Source organism: Alteraurantiacibacter palmitatis (assembly GCF_037154115.1).
Classification (GTDB): domain Bacteria; phylum Pseudomonadota; class Alphaproteobacteria; order Sphingomonadales; family Sphingomonadaceae; genus Alteraurantiacibacter; species Alteraurantiacibacter palmitatis.
This window is the reverse complement of record NZ_JBANRO010000011.1, coordinates 1-19,218: the sequence shown is the minus strand read 5'-3', so window position 1 is coordinate 19,218 and position 19,218 is coordinate 1. Positions and strand designations below refer to the sequence as shown.

General features: G+C 59.5%; 13 protein-coding genes. 8 read left to right on the top strand and 5 right to left on the bottom strand.

The genetic code is table 11. From position 1 onward, the window contains the following. The first annotated feature begins 242 nt into the window (after positions 1-242). Both WFP44_RS13130 and WFP44_RS13125 read left to right on the top strand, forming a co-directional pair. A complete protein-coding gene (locus WFP44_RS13130) occupies positions 243-1,508 on the top strand; it encodes a tyrosine-type recombinase/integrase (RefSeq protein ID WP_336927016.1) in 1,266 nt (421 codons plus the stop codon). A gap of 130 nt (positions 1,509-1,638) precedes the next feature. Beyond that, on the top strand, positions 1,639-2,586 hold the full coding sequence (locus tag WFP44_RS13125; protein ID WP_336927015.1) for an Abi family protein: 948 nt from the start codon (positions 1,639-1,641) through the stop codon (positions 2,584-2,586). Between the two features lie 273 nt (positions 2,587-2,859). Here WFP44_RS13125 and WFP44_RS13120 read toward each other — a convergent pair whose 3' ends face one another. Continuing rightward, complete coding sequence (locus WFP44_RS13120) at positions 2,860-3,477, bottom strand: DeoR family transcriptional regulator (protein WP_336927014.1); 618 nt, start codon at positions 3,475-3,477, stop codon at positions 2,860-2,862. A 40-nt stretch (positions 3,478-3,517) separates the two neighbouring features. On the opposite strand from WFP44_RS13120, the gene WFP44_RS13115 reads away from it, so the two are divergent. The 3 genes from WFP44_RS13115 (at position 3,518) to WFP44_RS13105 (ending at position 7,021) form a co-directional block, all read left to right on the top strand. After that, entirely contained in the window at positions 3,518-5,167 is a 1,650-nt protein-coding gene (locus tag WFP44_RS13115; protein ID WP_336927013.1) for a recombinase family protein, read from the top strand. Continuing rightward, positions 5,167-6,066 (top strand): plasmid partitioning protein RepB C-terminal domain-containing protein, encoded by a 900-nt coding sequence (locus WFP44_RS13110; RefSeq protein ID WP_336927012.1) that lies wholly within the window; start codon positions 5,167-5,169, stop codon positions 6,064-6,066. Before WFP44_RS13115 ends, WFP44_RS13110 begins: the two co-directional genes overlap by 1 nt. An 82-nt stretch (positions 6,067-6,148) precedes the next feature. Beyond that, positions 6,149-7,021: a plasmid partitioning protein RepB C-terminal domain-containing protein gene (locus WFP44_RS13105; protein ID WP_336927011.1), complete on the top strand. Its 873-nt coding sequence runs from the start codon at positions 6,149-6,151 to the stop codon at positions 7,019-7,021. 280 nt (positions 7,022-7,301) lie between these two features. On the opposite strand, the gene WFP44_RS13100 is transcribed toward WFP44_RS13105, so the two are convergent. Continuing rightward, on the bottom strand, positions 7,302-7,622 hold the full coding sequence (locus WFP44_RS13100) for a DUF736 domain-containing protein (RefSeq protein ID WP_336927010.1): 321 nt from the start codon (positions 7,620-7,622) through the stop codon (positions 7,302-7,304). Positions 7,623-7,934: 312 nt separating this feature from the next. On the opposite strand from WFP44_RS13100, the gene WFP44_RS13095 reads away from it, so the two are divergent. Together WFP44_RS13095 and WFP44_RS13090 are read left to right on the top strand one after the other, a co-directional pair. After that, entirely contained in the window at positions 7,935-9,773 is a 1,839-nt protein-coding gene (locus WFP44_RS13095) for an ATP-dependent nuclease (protein ID WP_336927009.1), read from the top strand. Next, positions 9,766-11,550 carry an ATP-dependent helicase gene (locus WFP44_RS13090; protein WP_336927008.1) on the top strand — a complete coding sequence of 595 codons (1,785 nt, stop codon included), beginning with the start codon at positions 9,766-9,768 and terminating at the stop codon, positions 11,548-11,550. Before WFP44_RS13095 ends, WFP44_RS13090 begins: the two co-directional genes overlap by 8 nt. A gap of 235 nt (positions 11,551-11,785) precedes the next feature. Here the strand turns inward: WFP44_RS13090 and WFP44_RS13085 are convergent, their stop codons facing one another. The 3 genes from WFP44_RS13085 to WFP44_RS13075 all read right to left on the bottom strand — a co-directional run bounded on the left by WFP44_RS13085 (position 11,786) and on the right by WFP44_RS13075 (position 18,443). After that, positions 11,786-12,721 carry a DUF2493 domain-containing protein gene (locus tag WFP44_RS13085; protein WP_336927007.1) on the bottom strand — a complete coding sequence of 312 codons (936 nt, stop codon included), beginning with the start codon at positions 12,719-12,721 and terminating at the stop codon, positions 11,786-11,788. A gap of 317 nt (positions 12,722-13,038) precedes the next feature. Beyond that, the gene (locus tag WFP44_RS13080) at positions 13,039-14,082 is read right to left on the bottom strand and encodes a DUF7146 domain-containing protein (protein ID WP_336927006.1); all 1,044 of its coding nucleotides are present in this window, start codon (positions 14,080-14,082) and stop codon (positions 13,039-13,041) included. A gap of 11 nt (positions 14,083-14,093) precedes the next feature. After that, positions 14,094-18,443: a strawberry notch-like NTP hydrolase domain-containing protein gene (locus tag WFP44_RS13075; RefSeq protein ID WP_336927005.1), complete on the bottom strand. Its 4,350-nt coding sequence runs from the start codon at positions 18,441-18,443 to the stop codon at positions 14,094-14,096. A gap of 234 nt (positions 18,444-18,677) precedes the next feature. Between WFP44_RS13075 and WFP44_RS15855 the strand changes: the two genes are divergently transcribed. Continuing rightward, on the top strand, positions 18,678-19,178 hold the full coding sequence (locus tag WFP44_RS15855; protein WP_377922788.1) for a competence protein CoiA family protein: 501 nt from the start codon (positions 18,678-18,680) through the stop codon (positions 19,176-19,178). The last annotated feature ends 40 nt before the right edge of the window (positions 19,179-19,218 follow it).

The following is a 19,218-nucleotide window of genomic DNA, read 5'->3' as shown; positions in this document are numbered from 1 at the left end:
CTTCTAGAAACGAAAACTGGAGCGGGCGAAGGGATTCTAACCCTCGACCCCAACCTTGGCAAGAAGACCGACCGGCTTTCCTCAAGTGCGCCTGACTTAGCTTGATTACTATAAAACAATGACATAGAGAATGCTCAAGCTTTCCTAAGTGCGATCAGGATGCCTGAAATGGACTTGCATCTGCTGACAATTTGGTGACAAATGATGCGTCAGAGAGTTTTGTCACCAAATGAGGAAGGGCGATGACTCCGGTTAAGCTAAACAAGCGCAGCGTCGACGGACTGCTTCCGCCTTCCAAGGGCCAAGCGGTTCTCTGGGATACCGAGGTACGCGGCTATGGCGTACGTGTCCTTCCTTCGGGCACGAAGACGTTCATCCTTCAGTATCGCAACCCAGAAGGAATTCAGCGCCGGATCAACATTGGCCGATACGGTATCCTTACCGTGGATCAGGCGCGCGATCAGGCCAGGCTGTTCCTGGCCTCGGTGATCAAAGGCGAAGATCCCGCTGATGAAACGCGTCGTGCACGAAAGGGCATGACGGTCGCAGAGATGTGCGAATGGTACCTGGCCGAAGCACGGGCCGGCAACATCCTGGGACGACTGAACCGACCAATCAAGGCATCTTCGCTCGATATGGACGAGAGCCGCATCAAGACGCACATAATCCCACTCCTCGGAAAGCGCGTCGTGGCCCAGCTGAACGTCGCCGATGTCGAGCAAATGCAGTCAGATGTGAAGAACGGGAAAACCGCCAAGGCACGCAGCGGTGGCCGGGGCGGAAAGGCTACCGGTGGGGCCGGTGTTGCCTCCAGATGCCTTGGCACGCTTCAGGCGATCATCGGCCACGCCAAGCATAAAGGGTTGTTGGCCACCCACCCAACGCAAGGCGCCAAGAAACTTGCCAGCAAAAAGCGGACCCGGCGACTGAGCGTTGCTGAGATCGAGATGCTCGGCAAAGCCATTGCCTATGCTGAACAAAATCGCGAAAATCCTGTCGCGCTGGGTGTGTTGAAAACGCTGCTGTTAACCGGCTATCGCCGTGAAGAAGCGCAGGCGATGCAAAGGGCCTGGGTCAACGTTCCGGGTGGTTTCGTCAGCTTCCCGGACACCAAGGGCGGTGCACAGGTGCGTGCCATTGGCCCTGCCGCAATAAAGGTGATCCAAGGTCAGTCGGAAATTTGGGGCAACCCCTATGTTTTCCCATCTGAGACCGGAACCGGACCATACACCGCTGTAAGCTCCTGCCTGGACCGCGTGCGCAGGCTTGCGGGGATTTCAGACGTCACGCCGCATACCCTGCGGCATACGTTCGGAAGCATTGCCGGCGAACTTGGTTTTTCGGAACTTACGATCCGCGCCATGCTGGGCCATGCCTCACAGAACGTAACTCAGGACTACATTCATATCGATGAAGCGCTAAAGCTGGCGGTACAGCGGACGTCGGACGAAATTGCCCGGTTGCTCGACGTTGGCGCGAAGCGATTGACCCAAATGTCGAGGCCATGATCCCTCAGACTGGCGTGATCCTTATCGGCGCAGATATTCAATGGCTGCGCCTGTCGTTGCCGACAGTTACTATAAAAATGCCGTTGAGTGTGGCACTTACCGCTCATGATTGATGTATCGGGGGCATTGCGTGGCGGGCACTGACTGGAAAAGTTTCGCTGATCAGCTGCAGATTCTAAAGGATCGCGGCCTTACCGTCGGCGATGATACCCGCGCGATTGGTTACCTTGAGAAAATCGGGTACTACTGCCTCAGCGGCTATTGGTACCCGTTCCGCGCACCGAAGGCCCAGCCCGTTGGTCTCGTATTCCGAGAAGACCATTTTTTGCCCGGCTCGACTTTTGAGGACGCTGTTGCGCTTTACGCATTCGATCGCAAGCTCCGCCTCCTTGCCCTTGATGCACTTGAGCGGATCGAGCGAGCTATCCGCGTCGATGTGGCTCACCTTCTGGGTAGGCTCGACTGCTTTGCACAGTACGACCCGGCTCTGCTGCATGGCAATTTCGCTCGCCGAGCAATTCGCAAAGGTTATAACGCCGGAAAGACCGAACATCAGCTCTGGCTTGGTCATCAAGAAAAGCTGATCCACCGTAGCCGCAAACAGCATTTCGTCGCCCACAACATGAACAAGCACGGGCGCTTGCCGATCTGGGTGGCGATCGAGATCTGGGATTTTGGTGCCCTTTCGCGGCTGTTTGCCGGTATGAACATAAAGGACCAGGATGCCATTGCGGCCAGCTACGGTCTGGGAACGGGGCGCGAACTGGAGCAGTGGCTGCGAAGTCTGAGCTATCTTCGCAACGTGGCAGCGCACCATAGCCGCATGTGGAATGTGAACGTCTTGGAGCTGTCGCCGGCGCCACAGTTCGATCAGAACTGGCAGTCGCTCGCTAACGCGCGTCCTTTCATGTACTTCTGCATCATGCGCTTTCTGCTGGCGCGGATCAGTCCGAACTTCAGCTGGGGTGAGCGGTTTAAGGCTTTGATGGCGGAGTTTCCCGAACCTGCCAACAAGGCCGTTACGGCCGCCGATTTCGGGTTGGTGCAAGGTTGGGAGGTATGGCCGCTTTGGACATAGGCGGCTCGCACAAAAGAAAACCGGCACGTACACATTCCTGTGCAGGGGTGCCGGTCATATTGCGTCTAGATATACCCATGCGGGCCGATTTGTCAATGAGAGACATCCGCGGCGATCAATTCAGGCGGCCCGTGCGTGAGGAAACCTCGCCCCGATATGGCGGGAATACAGTCCCGGATGCCTCGTAATCTCGGCTGCATGCTCCGGGAAAATGGGTCGGTGCCCGCGAAGGCGCAAGAGCTGTCAGCGCAAGATGCTCCGGCCACCCCGCTCTCAATTGATGAACCGATAGCGTCCATTTCGACGCGCTCCGGTGTACATCACAAGCCCGGCAGAGCAAAGCGCAGCGATGTCGCGACGCGCAGTTTTGGGGCTCACCTTCCAGTAGGCACAAATGTCTTCCGCACGGCAACGTTCGCCAGCACCGACTCGGGCGAGGAACCAGCGCTGCCTTTCGTTCAGCGCCTCGGTTATAGGGTCATTTATTGGGTCAGTTATAGGGTCATTTATAGGGTCATTTCGAGGCAAATCCCGCGTCGATGGCTGCGCGTCGGGCGTCTTTGATGATCGATGCCCGGATTGGCGGTCCTTCACTTGTCGATCTTGAACGGCCGCTTGCGAGCTTTCGATCAGCCCGATCACAAACGCTCTGATGACCGGCGAATTCGTCAATAGTCGAAGGAAGAAAACAGTATCAGGCCCGTGTTGAGCGGCCAGCCAATGCTTAACGGTCCTCTCGCTCGCGTCAGTCAGCCTCATCACTTGTTTGACGGCGCGGTGCGTTCCGCCATGTTCACGCTTCAACAGCTCGGCGATCGTTTCGGCATAGGCCTCCCTTCCCGCCATTGCCCCTTTCCACTTCGGCAACTTCCTGCCCTTTTTCGGCAACATCTTCCGCTCCTCTCCGGCCTACACTGGTGAAAGTGCGGGGATGGCGGACTGTCCGTGGTTCGCGCTGCAGCGGTTGGTCGCCCTGGCCACGGCAGCATCGTCATCGAAAGGGCGGAAATTGAAGGATTGGGGCTACGACGACAGTGACGGCAGGGAACAGGCGCCGCGGCTCGTGCGCGCGGCCGAATATGTTCGCATGTCGACTGACCACCAGAAATACTCGACCGAGAACCAGGCTGATGCGATCCGGCACTATGCCGCCGCACGCGGGATCGAGATCGTGCGAACCTATGCCGATGCCGGCAAAAGCGGGCTGAAGATCGAGGGACGCGACGCACTCAAGCAACTGATCGACGACGTTCAGACTGGCGCCGCCGATTACACCATGGTTCTGGTCTATGACATCAGCCGCTGGGGCCGGTTCCAGGACGCCGACGAAAGCGCCTACTACGAGTACATCTGCAAACGCGCCGGGATCGCGGTTCAGTATTGCGCGGAGCAATTTGAGAATGACGGAAGCCCGGTCTCGACCATTGTGAAGGGCGTCAAGCGTGCGATGGCCGGGGAGTACAGCCGGGAGCTGTCGACCAAAGTCTTCGCTGGCCAAGGGCGCCTGATCGAAAAAGGATACCGCCAAGGCGGACCTGCCGGGTTCGGGCTTCGCCGGACCTTGATCGATGAAACCGGCACAACCAAAGGCGTGCTGACGCGGGGCGAGCACAAGAGTATCCAAACCGACCGCGTGATTTTGACGCCCGGCCCCGATGAGGAAATCGCCGTTGTCCGCAGCGTCTATGCAGCCTTCGTGCATGACGGGCTGAGCGAGCGCGAAATCGCCGATGATCTCAACAGCCGGGGCATCGTCACCGATCTGGGGCGACCGTGGACGCGCGGCACGGTCCATCAGCTCCTCATCAACGGCAAGTATGTCGGCGACAATGTGTGGAATCGGCAGTCGTTCAAGCTGAAGAAGAAGCGGGTCCGCAACGACCCTGGGATGTGGATCCGCAGCCCCGGTGCCTTCGAGGCGATCGTCGAGCGCGACCTGTTCGATGCGGCGCAGGCGCTCATCGGCGCGCGGTCCTTCAGGCTGTCAGATGCCGAAATGATCGACGCGCTGCGCACGGTTTATGAAAGCAAGGGCCTGCTCTCGGGGATCATCATCGACGAATGTGAGGGCCTGCCCTCCAGCAGCGCCTATTCGTCGCGGTTTGGCAGCTTGCTGCGGGCCTACAGCTTGGTCGGCTATTCGCCGGATCGCGACTATCGCTACCTCGCCGTCAATCGTGCACTACGCCGGCTACACCCGGACATTCTTCGCGAGGTCCTCGAAGGCCTGAAGGCCCAGGGCAGTGAAGCATGGCAGGATCTGGAAACGGACCGGGTCATCGTGAACGATGAGTTCAGCCTGTCTGTCGTCATCGTCCGCTGCACGCCCACGCCAACGGGCCTGCTGCGCTGGAAGATCCGCTTCGACACCTCCAAGATGCCGGACATCACCCTCGTGGTCCGCATGGACGCCAGCAACCGGCAGCCCTTCGACTACTATCTTTTCCCGAGGCTCGATGTTGCGGCCGAACGCGTGCGTCTCGCCGAAGATAACGAACTGCTGCTCGATGCGTACCGCTTCGACGCCCTCGACTTTTTCTACGAGATCGCCGCGCCCGTCAAAGTTGCGGAGGCTGCCTGATGACCGTTACCCGTCCCCAGACCATCGAGATGATCCCGATTTCGCGGATCACTGTGCTCAACCCCCGGGCGCGCAACAAGCGTCAGCACCGCGAGATCGTCAACAACATCGAGACCATCGGCCTGAAGCGTCCGATCACTGTCAGCAAGCATGATGGTCCGGGCGGCACCCGCTACGATCTGGTCTGCGGTGAGGGGCGGCTCGAGGCTTTTCAGATGCTGGGTCAGACCGAGATACCGGCGGTCGTGATCGAAGCGAGCGAGAGCGAATGCCTCGTCATGAGCCTGGTGGAGAACATTGCCCGACGGGTGCAGCGCCCGATCGATGTAATGAACGAGATCGGGGCACTGAGGAAACGCGGTTACACAGAAGCCGAGATCTCCCGCAAAATCGGCATCACCAGTGGGTGGGTCAGCATGATCGTGACCCTGCTCGAGCGTGGCGAAGAAAGGCTGCTGTCGGCGGTCGAGACGGGGCTAATTCCCATCAGCCTTGCGATGGAGATCTCGCGCGCCGAAAGCGAAGAGGCGCAAAACCTACTTCTTGATGCCTATGAGACCGGCAAGCTGCGCGGCAAGAAGCTGGCATCGGTTCGCCGACTTCTCGATCTACGCATGCGCGGGCGCAGCAAGTCCATGACGTCAGGAAAGTTTGGCAGGAAAGGCACTAATCGCAAGCTTACGGCCGGCGACCTGATGCAGGTCTACCAGCGCGAGGCAGAAAAGCAGCGTCTGCTTGTGAAGAAATCTGATTTCACGCAGACCCGCCTTCTCTTCGTTGTCGAGGCGATAAAGGATTTGCTCACCGACGACGGGTTTCTGACCCTGCTCAGAGCCGAAGGGCTCGAAACGATGCCACGGGCGCTGGCCATGCGGATCGCGGGGGAAATCGATGACTGACTGGCCATAAGCAGAACGTCCGCCCGCAGATCCCGGCGCCGACAATCGTGTCCGGCTAGGCTTCGAACGCCAGTCTGTAACAGTGCGCATCGACCAGCTCGTGCCACTGAAAACATTACGCGAGGGCGTGCGGGAGAGCCGCAAATACGCCCAGATCGTGAGCTCGGTCAAAGCTATCGGGTTGGTCGAAGCCCCCGCCGTCGCCCCAAACCCGAAGAACGCCGAGCAGTACTTTTTGCTTGATGGTCATCTGCGCATCGAGGTGCTGAAGCAGCTCGGCGTAGATACGGTAGAGTGCCTCGTCGCCAATGATGACGAGACCTACACCTACAACAAGCGCGTCAATCGCCTGCCCCCGGTGCAGGAGCACCGCATGATCGTCAGAGCTGTAGAGCGCGGCGTCACCGAGGCTGTGATCGCCGACGCGCTCGGCCTGGAGGTGGGTTCGATCCGCGCGAGATTCCGTCTGCTCGACGGTATCTGCGACGAGACGGCGGATATGCTCAAGGACACCAATTGTTCGATGAGGGTGTTCGACATGCTGCGCCGCATGTCGCCGATGCGCCAGATCGAGGCTGCGGACCTGATGATTGGGCAGAACAATTATTCGCTGATCTTCGCGCGTGCGCTCCTCGCGGCCACGCCTGAGGATCAGCTCGCAGCGCCAGCGAAGAAGGCGAGGAAGAACGATCTCGCAGGTCCGACGAGCCAGCAGATCTCCCGGATGGAACGGGAGCTTGCCACTCTCCAGACGCAGGTGAAGTCGGTAGAAGACAGCTACGGCATCGACAATCTCCACCTCACCTTCGCGCGCGGCTACGTCGCGAAGCTGCTTGGCAACGCGCGCATCGTTCGTTGGCTGTCGAACCATCGGCAGGAATACCTGTCTGAATTTCAGCGCATCGCGGAAATCGAGACAATCGGAACGGTTGCCGCGCCTGCGCCGCAGGAATGAAATGACGGGGACCCGGACCCATTAAGCGCGGGGACCATGGGAGACGCCGCACGATGGGGCGGATCGAGCATGGTGGTGGGAATGGCGGCGAACCCGCAAGGAGCCCACCAGGTCGGCCGTCATATGGACCGACCGCATGCGTGCTCTTCGCGCATGGTGGATACGGGCGTGTGCCGAAATGCCGGATTTGGCGCACGCCCGTCACTATACTCGGCCTGGCACCCAAGAAATGCCGACCGCAGAAATGGCCCCGCCCGGAGGCGGGGCCGATGCCAGGGCCTTAGCTCGGCGGGTTCCAGATGATGACCTTCTTCGAAGGATCATCGCCTGGCGCGTTGGCGATGTTGCCATAGATCGTGCCGAATTCGGGAGCCGAGAGCGAGACCGAGACATATTCAGCGCCGGTGTTCTGCGAGAAGCGCTTCCAGCCAGCGCCGAGTTCGAAGCCGTTCTTGCGGCTGACGATGCGATAGTCGGGTTCGCTGTCCTTGGTCTTGCGATTGTTGGGAATGATCGCGATCGGCGCGGACACGGTCAGGGTGGCCAGGGTGCCTTCGAAGCTGTCGTCGGACTTCACGGTGAGGTTTGCGATGGTAGCCATGTCGGTTCTCCTAAAAGGTCGGGGACCATCCCCGATGGCGCCAAAAGGAGGGGCCGGGAGCCGCCGTCACCGCAGCGTCAGCGGAGGGCGAACCCCGCACGGGGTTGACGGCTAAGGCGATCCGAGACCCGCAATCGGGCGACAAAGAGGGGTGGGTCGATCTTAGGATGCGACAGCGTTTGCAGTCCTCTGGCGAATGCACTGCTAAATGTCACGTCAGGGCTAAACGTTCGCTCGGGCGACGATTTGTTCGGTTGCCGCTGGACCGAAGCGGCTTGATCTATAGTCTGGCCGGGATCAGGAGCGGGCTCAATGTACCTATCGCGAATCAAGATTCAGAACTTTCGCAATTTCAGCGACCTCGATGTCAAATTGGGCGGCAACATCGTCATTGTCGGTGAGAACCGTGTCGGGAAGAGCAATCTGCTTTTTGCCTTGCGGCTGATCTTCGACCCTTCGCTTCCAGATAGCGGTCGGCAACTTGGACTCGCCGACTTTTGGGACGGACTTGCCGCTATCGACACCGAGACCACCATTACCATTTCGGTTGAGATTAAGGATTTTGAGGCCGACGCCGATATCCTCGCGGTCCTTACAGATTTCCGGCTCGACGATGACCCTGACACCGTCAGATTGACCTACCAGCTGCGCGCGGAGCCGGGCCTTGAAGGCGCTCCGGCAAGCGATGATGATTTCACGTTTATCAGTTTTGGCGGCGAGAGCGAGGCCAAGCGCTTCGGGCATGACCTTCGTCGCCGCATCACCATGGATTTGCTGCCGGCATTGCGCGATGCAGAGGGCGATTTAGCAGCCTGGCGCCGGTCACCGCTGAAACCGCTAGTCGAAGACGCCTTTGTCGGTATCGATGCTGCAGAACTGAAGGCCATCGGAGACAAGATCGCCGCAGCGAGCGCGGCGGCAATTGAGTTTGACGAGGTCAAAGCGCTGGAGGGTCGCATCGCTGGACTGTTCCTCGCGATGGCGGGGCCAAAGCAGGACGTAAAACCTTCACTCGGCTTTTCAGCGACTGATGCCACCCGAATCAATCGTCAAATCCGGCTCTTGATCGATGAAGGGCGTCGCGGCGTAGCCGACGCAAGTCTCGGGTCAGCCAACCTTATATTTCTCACCTTAAAGCTGCTCGATCTCCAAAGGTTGATTGAGAATAACCGGCGTGATCACTCGCTGCTAGGCATCGAGGAACCCGAGGCGCATCTCCATCCCCATCTCCAGCGGCTGGTATACAAGCACCTTTTCGAGACGATCGTTGATGCCGATAAGGATCATGAAGATTCTGAGAGTGATGAACCCGATGAAGAGGGTGATGCTGCCCCCCTTTCGGTGATCCTCACGACACACTCCCCGCATATCGCCAGCGTTGCACCACTCAACTCTCTTGTCCTGCTCCGCCCCGAGGCTGGCGCGGGAACCAAGGGCTATTCGACCGCTGCGATAGATTTCACAGAGGGTGAGGCAGAGGATTTATCTCGTTATCTAGACGTGACCCGCGCCGAGCTCGTGTTCGCGCGCGGCGTGATCCTCGTTGAAGGGGATGCTGAGCGGTTCCTCATTCCAGCATTCGCTGCGGAACTTGAAATCTCGCTCGACGAACATGGTGTCACCGTGTGCTCAGTCGCTGGCACAAATTTTCAACCCTATGTGAAATTGTTGTGCGCGCTCGGCATCCCATTTTCGGTCATCACGGACTACGACGAGGTCGATGAGAAACCACGCGCCTATAACAGAGCGCTTAAGCTCGTGAGGACCATCAACGATGCACGTGGTGGCGACGATACAGATACATTGGTTGCCAAGATCGACGAGCTGACGACCTGGAGAGAGTCGTTCGACGAATGTGAGGCTTTCGGGATCTTCGTGAACAAGGACACCCTTGAGACTGAGCTGTTCGAAGGGGATTACGCGCAAGCGATGATTGACACACTGCGCGAGCATAACTTCAGCTCGGAGCGGAAAGCGATGCTCGATGCCTGGGAAGAGGACCCCAGCACCTACGACCGCAAGCGACTGATCAAGATGGCGGAGCAGATGGGCAAAGGACGTTTCGCCCAGCGTCTTGCTACGCGCGTATCAGGGCTCGAGGTTCCATCCTACGTCTCTGATGCAATCGAACACGTGATCGACCTTGTCTAATCGCACGCTCTACGTGCGCGCTGCGGAAGATTTGCGGCCCAACGAGCGGCAATGGCAGGCCTATGAGTCTGCTGGCCACTGTGTGCTTCTCGCTGGGCCTGGCAGCGGAAAAACCAAGACGCTGACGGTCAAGCTTGCCCGCATGCTGAGCGAAGACGTTGAGGAGCCGCGTGGGATCGCCTGCATCACCTACAATAACGAATGCGCTCGCGAGCTGGAAACCCGTCTCGATGCGCTTGGCATCGCGCAAAGCAGACGCGTGTTCATTGGCACAGTTCATTCTTTCTCGCTGACGCAGATATTGCTGCCTTACGCCAAAGTTGCGGGTCTTGATCTGCCCGACGACTTCACAGTCGCTACGACGCGCCAGACGCGCGCTGCACTTGAAATTGCACATTCGAAAGTCATCGGCGGGTCAGAGAATCCTCAAAATTGGGACCTCCGGCTTGGACGACACCGCCGCCGTTTCCTGAATCGATCAGTTCCAGAATGGCAAGACGCAGACCCGCAGTTAACCCAACTCGTCGAAGCGTACGAAGCAAATTTGCGCGCCAAGGGGGTTATCGATTTCGACGATATGCCGATCCTCGCACTCAAGGCGCTTCGTGAGAACAATTGGCTACGAAAGGCGATCGCCGCAAAATATCCCATTCTTGCCGTAGACGAGTATCAGGATCTCGGCCGCGCCCTGCATGCCATGGTTATGGGTCTGTGCTTCAAATCCGGCATACGACTGTTTGCGGTCGGAGACGTCGACCAATCTATCTATGGCTTTACGGGCGCAAATCCCGAGCTTCTCCGAAAGTTGTCCGAGCGCGAAGACGTTGAGACGGTGCGTCTTGGCCTGAACTATCGATGCGGGTCACAGATCGTCACAGCGTCCGAATATGCGCTCGGCGAAGAGCGTGGGTACCAAGCACCAGAAGGTGCGCACGAAGGGACGATTTACTTCCATCCCTGTACCGGGGGGTATTCCGGTCAAGCGCGCTATTTGGTGAAGGAATTAATCCCCGAAATACAAGCGCGCCGGCCCGACCTCCACCTTGGCGAGATCGCTATTCTTTATCAGGCGAAGTTTATCGGCGACGATGTCGCAGCGGCTGCGGCCGAGCACGGCTACGCCGTCATCCGTACCGATGGAAACGCCCTATATCCTCGCGGAAGCCGCCTAATGCGTTGGCTAGAACAATGCGCAATGTGGTGTTGCGGTGGCTGGCGTTCGGGGCATCCGCGCGTCAGTCGCGTTATTAGCGAGGGCGCGCGGCTGTTCCATGAGGTCATTAGGAGCGATGATGATCACCTTGAATTCCAGCGAGCTGTCATTGCCGCGCTGTGGGATCGTCGAGAAGGAACGCTTGGGCTGCATGACTGGTTGGTTGCCCTGCGTGCTGAACTGATCCGACCGCGCATCGGGATGGCGCGCTCGCTGGCAGACGAGGTCGAAACGCTCGACTCTTTCATCGAACGTCTAGGTTCGACTGGCGACATTGACGATTTTCCACTTAGTGAGTTTGCCGGCATCGGTAGCGGTCTTGACCGGATCAACCTGTCCTCACTGCATAGCGCTAAAGGACGCGAGTTTGACGTTGTCATTCTCTGCGGCGCTGAGGAAGGCAGATTGCCCAGGAACGGCGCATCGACTTCCGAGGTGAAGGAAGCACGACGACTTTTCTATGTTGGATTCACGCGCGCGCGCCACGAGATCCACCTCATGTATGGTCAGGCCATCCCATCGCGCTTCGTCACCGAAGTTAGGCAACGCCTCGAAGCTGAATGATCGGGGCAAGCAAGTAGCGCCTTATCAAAGCCTAGCGGCGAGATGCTGTGTAGCATGGGCAATGTTCACATATCATTAGAACAAAATTTGGCTGGCTCGATCAATATCGGCTTGGCAACCGTGTTTACTCGAAAGCGGTCTGGAAAAAACAGGCTCAATTTCTGCTATTCACAACGGCGTTGCTCACACCCCGTGGTCGCGTCCACACATCACCAGACGGACAAAGCGGATGCGATCACTGACGGTGGCGAAAATCCCAAAGCGGAATGCCCATTTTGCGGGCCTTGTCTGCCAGATTGTCCTGGATGCCGGTACCCGGAAATACGACCAGACCTACTGGTATGGCTTCGAGCATACGATCGTTGCGCTTGAATGGTGCCGCCTTCTTATGGCGATTCCAGTCGGGGCGAAAGGCCACCTGCGGGACACGGCGCGTGTCCGCCCAGCAAGCGGCGGCTCGCTCCGCACCAGTCGGTGTCGCACCATGCAGCAGGACCATATCGGCATGTCGGGCATGAACCCGGTCGAGCGCATCCCAGATAGCCGCGTGATCGTTGCAGTCGGGACCACCGGTAAACGCGATCCGCGTGCCTTCAGGCAATAGCACACGAGCATTCTCCCGCGCACGCTTGTCGAGGAAGTCACGGCTGTCGATGATGGCTGAGGTTATGGCCTTGCGGTTGACGCGGGATCCGGAGCGCGGAGACCAGGCCTTGCGGGCGTGGATGCGGAATTGATCGGCGGCTGCTTCGCGGAAGAATTCCATCGTGTCGCGGCGTTCGATGAGTGAGATTCCTTCGGCAATCTGGCGCTCAAGTTCGACCGAGCGCACTTCACTGCCATCCTGCTCGCGCTGCAGTCGCTTTTGCGCTTGCTCATTGTCGTCAAGCTCCCGTTCGACGCGTTCGCCGGCGCGGTGGAAGATGTTGACGAGGTTCCAAAGCAGGTCCTCAAGATCGGGTTCGATGCGGGTGTCAGTCAACGCCGAGACCAGCCCGTCGAACATGTCAGCGACGGCGCCACTGGCCAGCCTCGCATCTGGGAGCGGCCTGGGATCGGGTTCATCCTCGAAGGGCCGGTGGCCGTATAGCTGCATTTCCTGAAGGAGATAAGCGGTCGAGCCGGGTTGGGGGTTGGTGTCTTCAAAGGGAAGATCGGTTGCGTTGTCCATGATGGTCTCCGTGCCCTGAGCCGCGCTTCTCGCGGCCTTCGTGGCGACGACCGGCGGCAGCGGGCATGGGCCTGCACCGCGCGCCCTCGCGCGGCCGGAGCACAGCGGAGGATGGCGAAGCCGAGGCTATTTTGCTTCGCGATGCAAAGGGGCAACATGCCCCGGCGGAAAATAGTGGAGTGCAGCCATTGCGGCGCCTATGCCGGATGCCGCAGTCGCCCCCTCCCGAAGGCCGGTAGCGCGGTGACACTGGGCCGAGCCTAGGTGGTCTTACATTAGACTGCCGCCAGACACTTCCCTTCCCGGCCCTCAACCAGTCACCGAAGCATGAAACGCACGGCATCGGTTGCACGGAGCTGCACCCGCACATATGCAGCCAACTGCGAGCCGCCGTGGACAATGAGGTCACTGTTGAAATCGTCCAGGCGAGGCCGGAGAGGCAACACGAGGACGCCTTGAGGAGCATAGCGATCGGTCAGCGTTGCCAAAGCCCCCTCACCGGCGGGATCCTGGTCGCAGGCGACGTAGAGGCATCGTACATCCGTCGGCAGATTGAGCGCAGCAAGATGCGCTGCTGATAGCCCGGCAACCATCGGCATGGCTGGCATCACTTGGCGTAGAGACAAGATGGTCTCGATGCCTTCACCTGCCGTCATGACCGGACCAGGATCACCAAACCAGACACCTGATCCTAGCAGATGGCCCATCGCTCGGCGGGGATAGGCGACATCGGCTTTGCTGGCTGTGGCTGGGTCAAGCCAAGTGCGATGCACGCCTGTGATCGTGCGGCTTGCATCTGTGACCGCCGCGATTATGGCGGGCCAGGCGCTGCGCACATCGGGGGCGTCGTCCTTGGAAGCACGGTAATAGCAGCGCGGATGAAAGCGCAGCGACCCTGTGTCCGGCAGATCGTTGATCGCGCGCTTGGCGAGGTAGCGGATAACGATGCTCTGGCCGATTGGCCTTGAGGCCGCCCAAAGACGCTGCGCGGCTTCCGGCGTTCCAGTCGGAGCTTTGCTTGGCCGCCTCCGGCGCTCGTCGATCACAGTGGGCCGGGGAAGGCTTAGAAACTGGCGGGCTTCATTGAGCGTGTCACGCAATCTGGTGTGGCCACAGGTCGCAGCAATAATGTCGAGCAGGTCGCCATGGTCGCCGCTTTGCGCGTCGGTCCATTTGCCTGCGTCTCCGCGGTTGTCAGCGCCTGCGCTCAGTCGGACATAAAGGCTGCGCCCCGGCGTATTTCGGACATCGCCAACCAACCAATAGCGGCCTTCGCGGCGGCCATTGGACAAGTAGCGGCGGCAGACTGCCTCTGCTGAGGCAGCGAGACGGCGGGCGATTTCGGTAGCGGGACTGTCCATGCGGGGCTCCTTCAGGCGGCATTGCGCGCCGTGACCTGCTGGATCGGGAATCGCTCCAGCAGCTTGGCGAGCACATCCACGCCGACAGCCCCTGTCGGAATGTAGAGGCGCAGTTTCCACGAGACGATCTCGGAGATCAAGCCCATCGATTTGAGCCGCTCCACCCCAAGATCGTTGAAGCCGGTCAGTTCGATCCGCCAGTCGTTCATCGCCCGCACGCGGGCCAAGGTCTGCTCTTCGGCCAAGTGCAGCTTGGCATCACCAGAACACAACATCGACCACACATCGCTAGGTTCCATCGGTGCATGGTCCTGCTCAATCACGCTTGCGACCCAAGCTGCCGAGACTTTGCGACCAATGATCCGTTCGCCAGCATCGGTCTGAAGCCGATACACGCGGGTCGATTCATCCGGAAGGCGTCGCCAAATCGGCAGCAGGAGGCCGGAGACCATGTGCAGGGTCGACGTTTCGAACTCTGGCAGTTCTGCGAGCTCGGTTGCCCAAGCCTCGGCAAAGCGGTCGTGATCGGCTGGATCCCAGTGGCTGGCCGAAAAGACCTCAGCGAGCATGTTGGTCGCCTCCAAAGGTCGCACGAGCCGGACCCGCGGATGTACTACCCCTTCATCGTCAATCAGGCTGCGCGTGCGCAACTTGACCGCAGCGCGTCCGGATCGATTGTTGATGAGAAGTTCGGCTTGCACATCTTCGGCGATGGCGAGGGCTCTGGGCAAGGATACGGGTTCTATCCGATCCTTGCGTTCGACCGTCAGCAAGTGCGTCACGGCCCCCGTGCCGGGATGGGTGTAGATGGTCTGTCGGCCAGACACGGAGAAACTCTCGGCACGCAGCGTTTCGAGGCCCATTTCATAGGTGCCACTGGCAATCGCGCCTTCGATACGCGCGGTAAGCAGGTCTTCGAATGCTTCGAAAAGGATGTTCTGCATGGCAATGGTGAGCGCCAGCATCCGGTTCAGGAATGTCGTGATACCCGGAAGTTCGTCCTTCAAACCGCCGTCGCTGTCGAGCAGTGAAAGGCCGGTCGCGGTCTCGAACTGGACGAGGGAGCAGCCTTCAACCTTGCCGCGCACCAGCAGCTGATAGAGCTGCCGTAGCGCATCGCGTGCGTAAAACGACTCCAGATTATCGCTGGCGCTGAACATGTTCTGGCCGCCGGTCTGCCGCTGGCCGCGCGTGATTGCGCCGAGGCTGTCGAGCCTCCGGGCAATCGTCGAGATGAAGCGCTTCTGCGCTTTCACATTGGTCGAAACCGGGCGGAACAGCGGAGGCTGCCTTTGATTGGTCCGATTGGTGCGGCCAAATCCCTGGATTGCGGTGTCCGCCTTCCAGCCTGCTTCGAGAAGGTAGTGGACGCGGCGACGCTGGTTCTTAACGCCAAGGTCGGCATGATAGGATCGGCCAGTGCCGCCTGCTTCTGAAAACACGAGGATGCGCTTCACATCGTCCATGAACGCATGCGTTTCGGCGATGTTGGCAGATGCCGGACGGTTCTCGACAGCAAAGCGGACTGATCCATCGGGTACCGCTTTGGGCACGATCCGCCGGGAGCGTCCCGTGACCTCGGCTACCATCTCGCTGCCGAAATGCTGGACGATCTGGTCGAGCGCGCCAGGAACAGGCGGCAGAGCAGCAAGGCGTTCAAGCATCGCGTCGCGGGCGCGGCAAGCTTCACGATTGAGGATGGGGTTACCGTTTTCGTCAAATGCGGGACGCGACGCGAGGTTGCCCTCGCTGTCGGTGAACGGTTCGTAGAGCTGCACCGGGAAGCTATGTGCTAGATAATCCAAGACATACTCGCGCGGCGTGATGTCGACCGAAACGTCATCCCACTCATCAGTGGGGATCTCGGCAAGCCGCCGCTCCTGCAGGGCTTCACCGGTTGAAACGATTTGGACAACGCAGGAATGTCCGGCCTCAAGATCATGCTCGATTGAGCGGATCGTGCTGGGGGTCTGCATCGCAGTGATGAGGTGATTGAAAAAGCGCTGTTTCGCGCTTTCGAAGGCCGATCGTGCAGCCGAGCGCGCCTGCGCATTCAAAGTCCCGTGCGCGGCGCTGGTGACACCGGAAGCCTCGAGTGCCGCATCAAGATGGGCGTGAATGACCTGAAACGCTCCGGCATAGGCGTCATAAATGCGGGCCTGCTCGGGCGTGAGATGATGCTCGAGCATCTCATACTCGACACCATCAAACGATAGCGATCTGGCAGCATAAAGGCCGAGCGCCTTGAGGTCACGGGCCAGCACTTCCATCGCCGCGACACCGCCGTCCTCAATCGCTGCGACGAAATCGGCGCGCGATGCGAAAGGAAAATCTTCGCCGCCCCACAGCCCGAGGCGCTGGGCATAGGCAAGGTTCCGGACGGTGGTGGCCCCCGTTGCCGAAACATAGACGATGCGGGCATCGGGCAGCGCATGCTGCAGGCGCAATCCGGCTCGCCCCTGCTGAGAAGCGGCGACTTCGCCGCGTGCGCCCTTGCCGCCTGCCGCATTGGCCATGGCGTGCGCTTCGTCAAAGATGATGACGCCATCGAAATCGCGACCGAGCCAATCGACGATCTGCTGTACTCGGCTGACCTTGCCGCCGCGCTCCTGGGAACGCAGCGTCGCATAGGTGGTGAACAAGATGCCTTCCGACAATTTGATCGGTGTGCCCTGCCGGTAACGGGACAAGGGCGTCACTAGCAGCCGTTCCTGCCCCAAAGCTGACCAGTCGCGCTGGGCGTCTTCAAGCAAGCGATCCGAGACGGAAAGCCACAGCGCGCGTCGGCGTCCCTTGAGCCAGTTGTCGAGAATAATCCCCGCGACCTGACGGCCCTTGCCTGCGCCGGTGCCGTCTCCCAGAAACCAGCCACGACGGAAGTGGACGGCGTGTGAGTTATCCGCATTTGCCGCCGAGACGAGGTCCCATGTATCATCGACGGTCCATGCCCCAGCCAGATGGCCTGAGTGGGCTTCGCCAGCATAGATGATGGATTCGATCTGCGCGTCCGACAGGATGCCGTCCGATACCAATCGCTCTGGCAGATGGGGGCGGTAGTGCGGCCGGGGCGGAGCTGCTGAAGCCATCGCTGCCGACTGCACCAGCGGCGTCGGATGCGGAAGCGCGCCGCGAATGGTGATGGATTGCAGTGCATAGGGCTCGTAGATGCTTTCACTCAGCTGGCCCTCAGGCGGCGCCCAGTCGACGGTTTCGTACGCAACTTCGCTGGCATCGGGATCAACCAGACTTGGTGCGTGAGTTGGCCGAACCTCCTGCCCTGAGCCCGAAGGCTTGATGCCGATCGAATTGAGCGCAAGCGGTGGCGGCGTTGGCGCAACCGGACCGCGGAGCGGCACGTGCGTTTCAACCCATTCCAACAGTGTCGCGGTATCAGCTGCCGTTCCGGCGCAAGGCGCGATAATCTTGGGGTCTGGCGCGGGCAGCTTGTCGATCACGGTCAGGCGGGTATCGATGCTCGTGCCATGCTTGCGGTAGACCGCGCCATCGATTGCGGCTGAGAAAACTATTGTGCCGCTCGTCTGCAGACGAACAAAAGCTTCCCGCCAGGCAGGAGCATCTGGCGCACAGCCGGCTCCTGTGATCGCGACTAACCGGCCACCCGGCGCAAGCCGGGCAAGTGAAGATGCAATGTGCCTTAGCGCCGCATCGCGCATTGTTCGGTTGACATGGGCGACTGCCGAAAACGGCGGGTTCATCAGAATGACGGTGGGGCGCACTGAAACAGGCAAACGATCGTCGATCGATGCAGCATCGTGGTTCCCCACCAAAGGACCGGGGAACAGCCTCCTGAGCAGCGCAATCCTTCCTTCGGCGAATTCGTTGAGAACAAGACTGGCCCCGGCAAGCTCTGCGTGGACTGCAAGCATTCCCGTACCTGCCGACGGTTCGAGAACGGTGTCATGCGCTTCCGAGGAAGCGGCGACCGCCGCAACATAGGCAAGGCCAGCGGGGGTCGAATATTGCTGGAGAGCCTGGCTCGTTTCCGAGCGCCTGGTGTGGGTCGGGAGGAGCGATGCGACGCGTTCGATCATTGCCAGCATGTGAGCAGATGAGCCTGCGCGGGTCGTGAGCGCAGTCCCGTAGCGACGCAAGAACAGGATTTGTGCGGCTTCGCACGCTTCATAGGCGGCCTTCCAGTCCCAGGCCCCTTCGGCGTCAGACCTCCCGAAAGCGGAGACCATCGCCTCCCGCAAAGCGGGGATATCGACTGTCTTTCCGGTTTCGATCAGCGGGAGGATCGAGTGAGCGACACTGAGAACAGCTTTTGCGTGGGCGTCGAATGGGCAGTGCTGTGCAAATGGCGCGGCGCGATGCGCGGCGTCGGCAAGATGGTTCGCCATTGATGATGTCTTTCAGGAGAGCAGGAAGGGCGGACAGCGCCCAGGCGCTCTCTCTCAAGCCCGGGCGATCCGCCCGTTCCAGGCTTGGCTCTTACTCTATCTGCGCTCTAGCAATGTTGGATTCACAGTGAGATCGGATCAGCTAAGATAACCGCAGGTGGAGATTTATAGCGGTTCGGCAGTCTGATATGAATGCGCGCATGAATTGCACGAGAAGGGAAGCGGCCATTCCAAATGCAAGACGGCAATCCTTTTGGATTTAAGGATCACCGGCCCTTTACGGGTTTCTCGGACGAACTCGTCTACGGCCTGGCGCAAGACGGGCGGACAGTTCACGTGTCCGATGTACCGAGTGGGCTACGTTGTGATTGCCGTTGCCCTGCATGTGATCGTCCTCTCGTCGCCAAAAAGGGATCGAAACAGCTCCACCATTTCGCGCACTATAGTAAAACCGTCTCTTGCAGCTACGCTGTAGAGACCAATGCGCATTTTTGGGCGAAAGAAGTTCTCGAGCGGGAAAGGCGACTGACAATTCCGCCGATCATCGCAGAACACCATGGACAGACTGAGATTGTCAGCCCTGCTAAAGTGTACACGTTCGCACACGCTAAGTTAGAAAAGCGACTAGGCAGCATAGTTCCGGACGTCGTCCTCGTCACGGAAAACGGAACACAACTCATCGTGGAAGTTCATGTAACTTGGTCTGAGCCCGAAGTTTCTACCAGCTACGAGTAGAGCCTTGAGCCGTTATGATGCCCATCGCTGGGCGTGATGG

What these genes read in the sequence shown, in the direction of transcription:
- WFP44_RS13130 (WP_336927016.1), top strand. Translation starts at nt 243, where the DNA reads ATGACTCCGGTTAAGCTAAACAAGCGCAGCGTCGACGGACTGCTTCCG.
- WFP44_RS13120 (WP_336927014.1), bottom strand. Translation starts at nt 3,477, where the DNA reads ATGTTGCCGAAAAAGGGCAGGAAGTTGCCGAAGTGGAAAGGGGCAATG.
- WFP44_RS13115 (WP_336927013.1), top strand. Translation starts at nt 3,518, where the DNA reads ATGGCGGACTGTCCGTGGTTCGCGCTGCAGCGGTTGGTCGCCCTGGCC.
- WFP44_RS13110 (WP_336927012.1), top strand. Translation starts at nt 5,167, where the DNA reads ATGACCGTTACCCGTCCCCAGACCATCGAGATGATCCCGATTTCGCGG.
- WFP44_RS13100 (WP_336927010.1), bottom strand. Translation starts at nt 7,622, where the DNA reads ATGGCTACCATCGCAAACCTCACCGTGAAGTCCGACGACAGCTTCGAA.
- WFP44_RS13095 (WP_336927009.1), top strand. Translation starts at nt 7,935, where the DNA reads ATGTACCTATCGCGAATCAAGATTCAGAACTTTCGCAATTTCAGCGAC.
- WFP44_RS13085 (WP_336927007.1), bottom strand. Translation starts at nt 12,721, where the DNA reads ATGGACAACGCAACCGATCTTCCCTTTGAAGACACCAACCCCCAACCC.
- WFP44_RS13080 (WP_336927006.1), bottom strand. Translation starts at nt 14,082, where the DNA reads ATGGACAGTCCCGCTACCGAAATCGCCCGCCGTCTCGCTGCCTCAGCA.
- WFP44_RS13075 (WP_336927005.1), bottom strand. Translation starts at nt 18,443, where the DNA reads ATGGCGAACCATCTTGCCGACGCCGCGCATCGCGCCGCGCCATTTGCA.
- WFP44_RS15855 (WP_377922788.1), top strand. Translation starts at nt 18,678, where the DNA reads ATGCAAGACGGCAATCCTTTTGGATTTAAGGATCACCGGCCCTTTACG.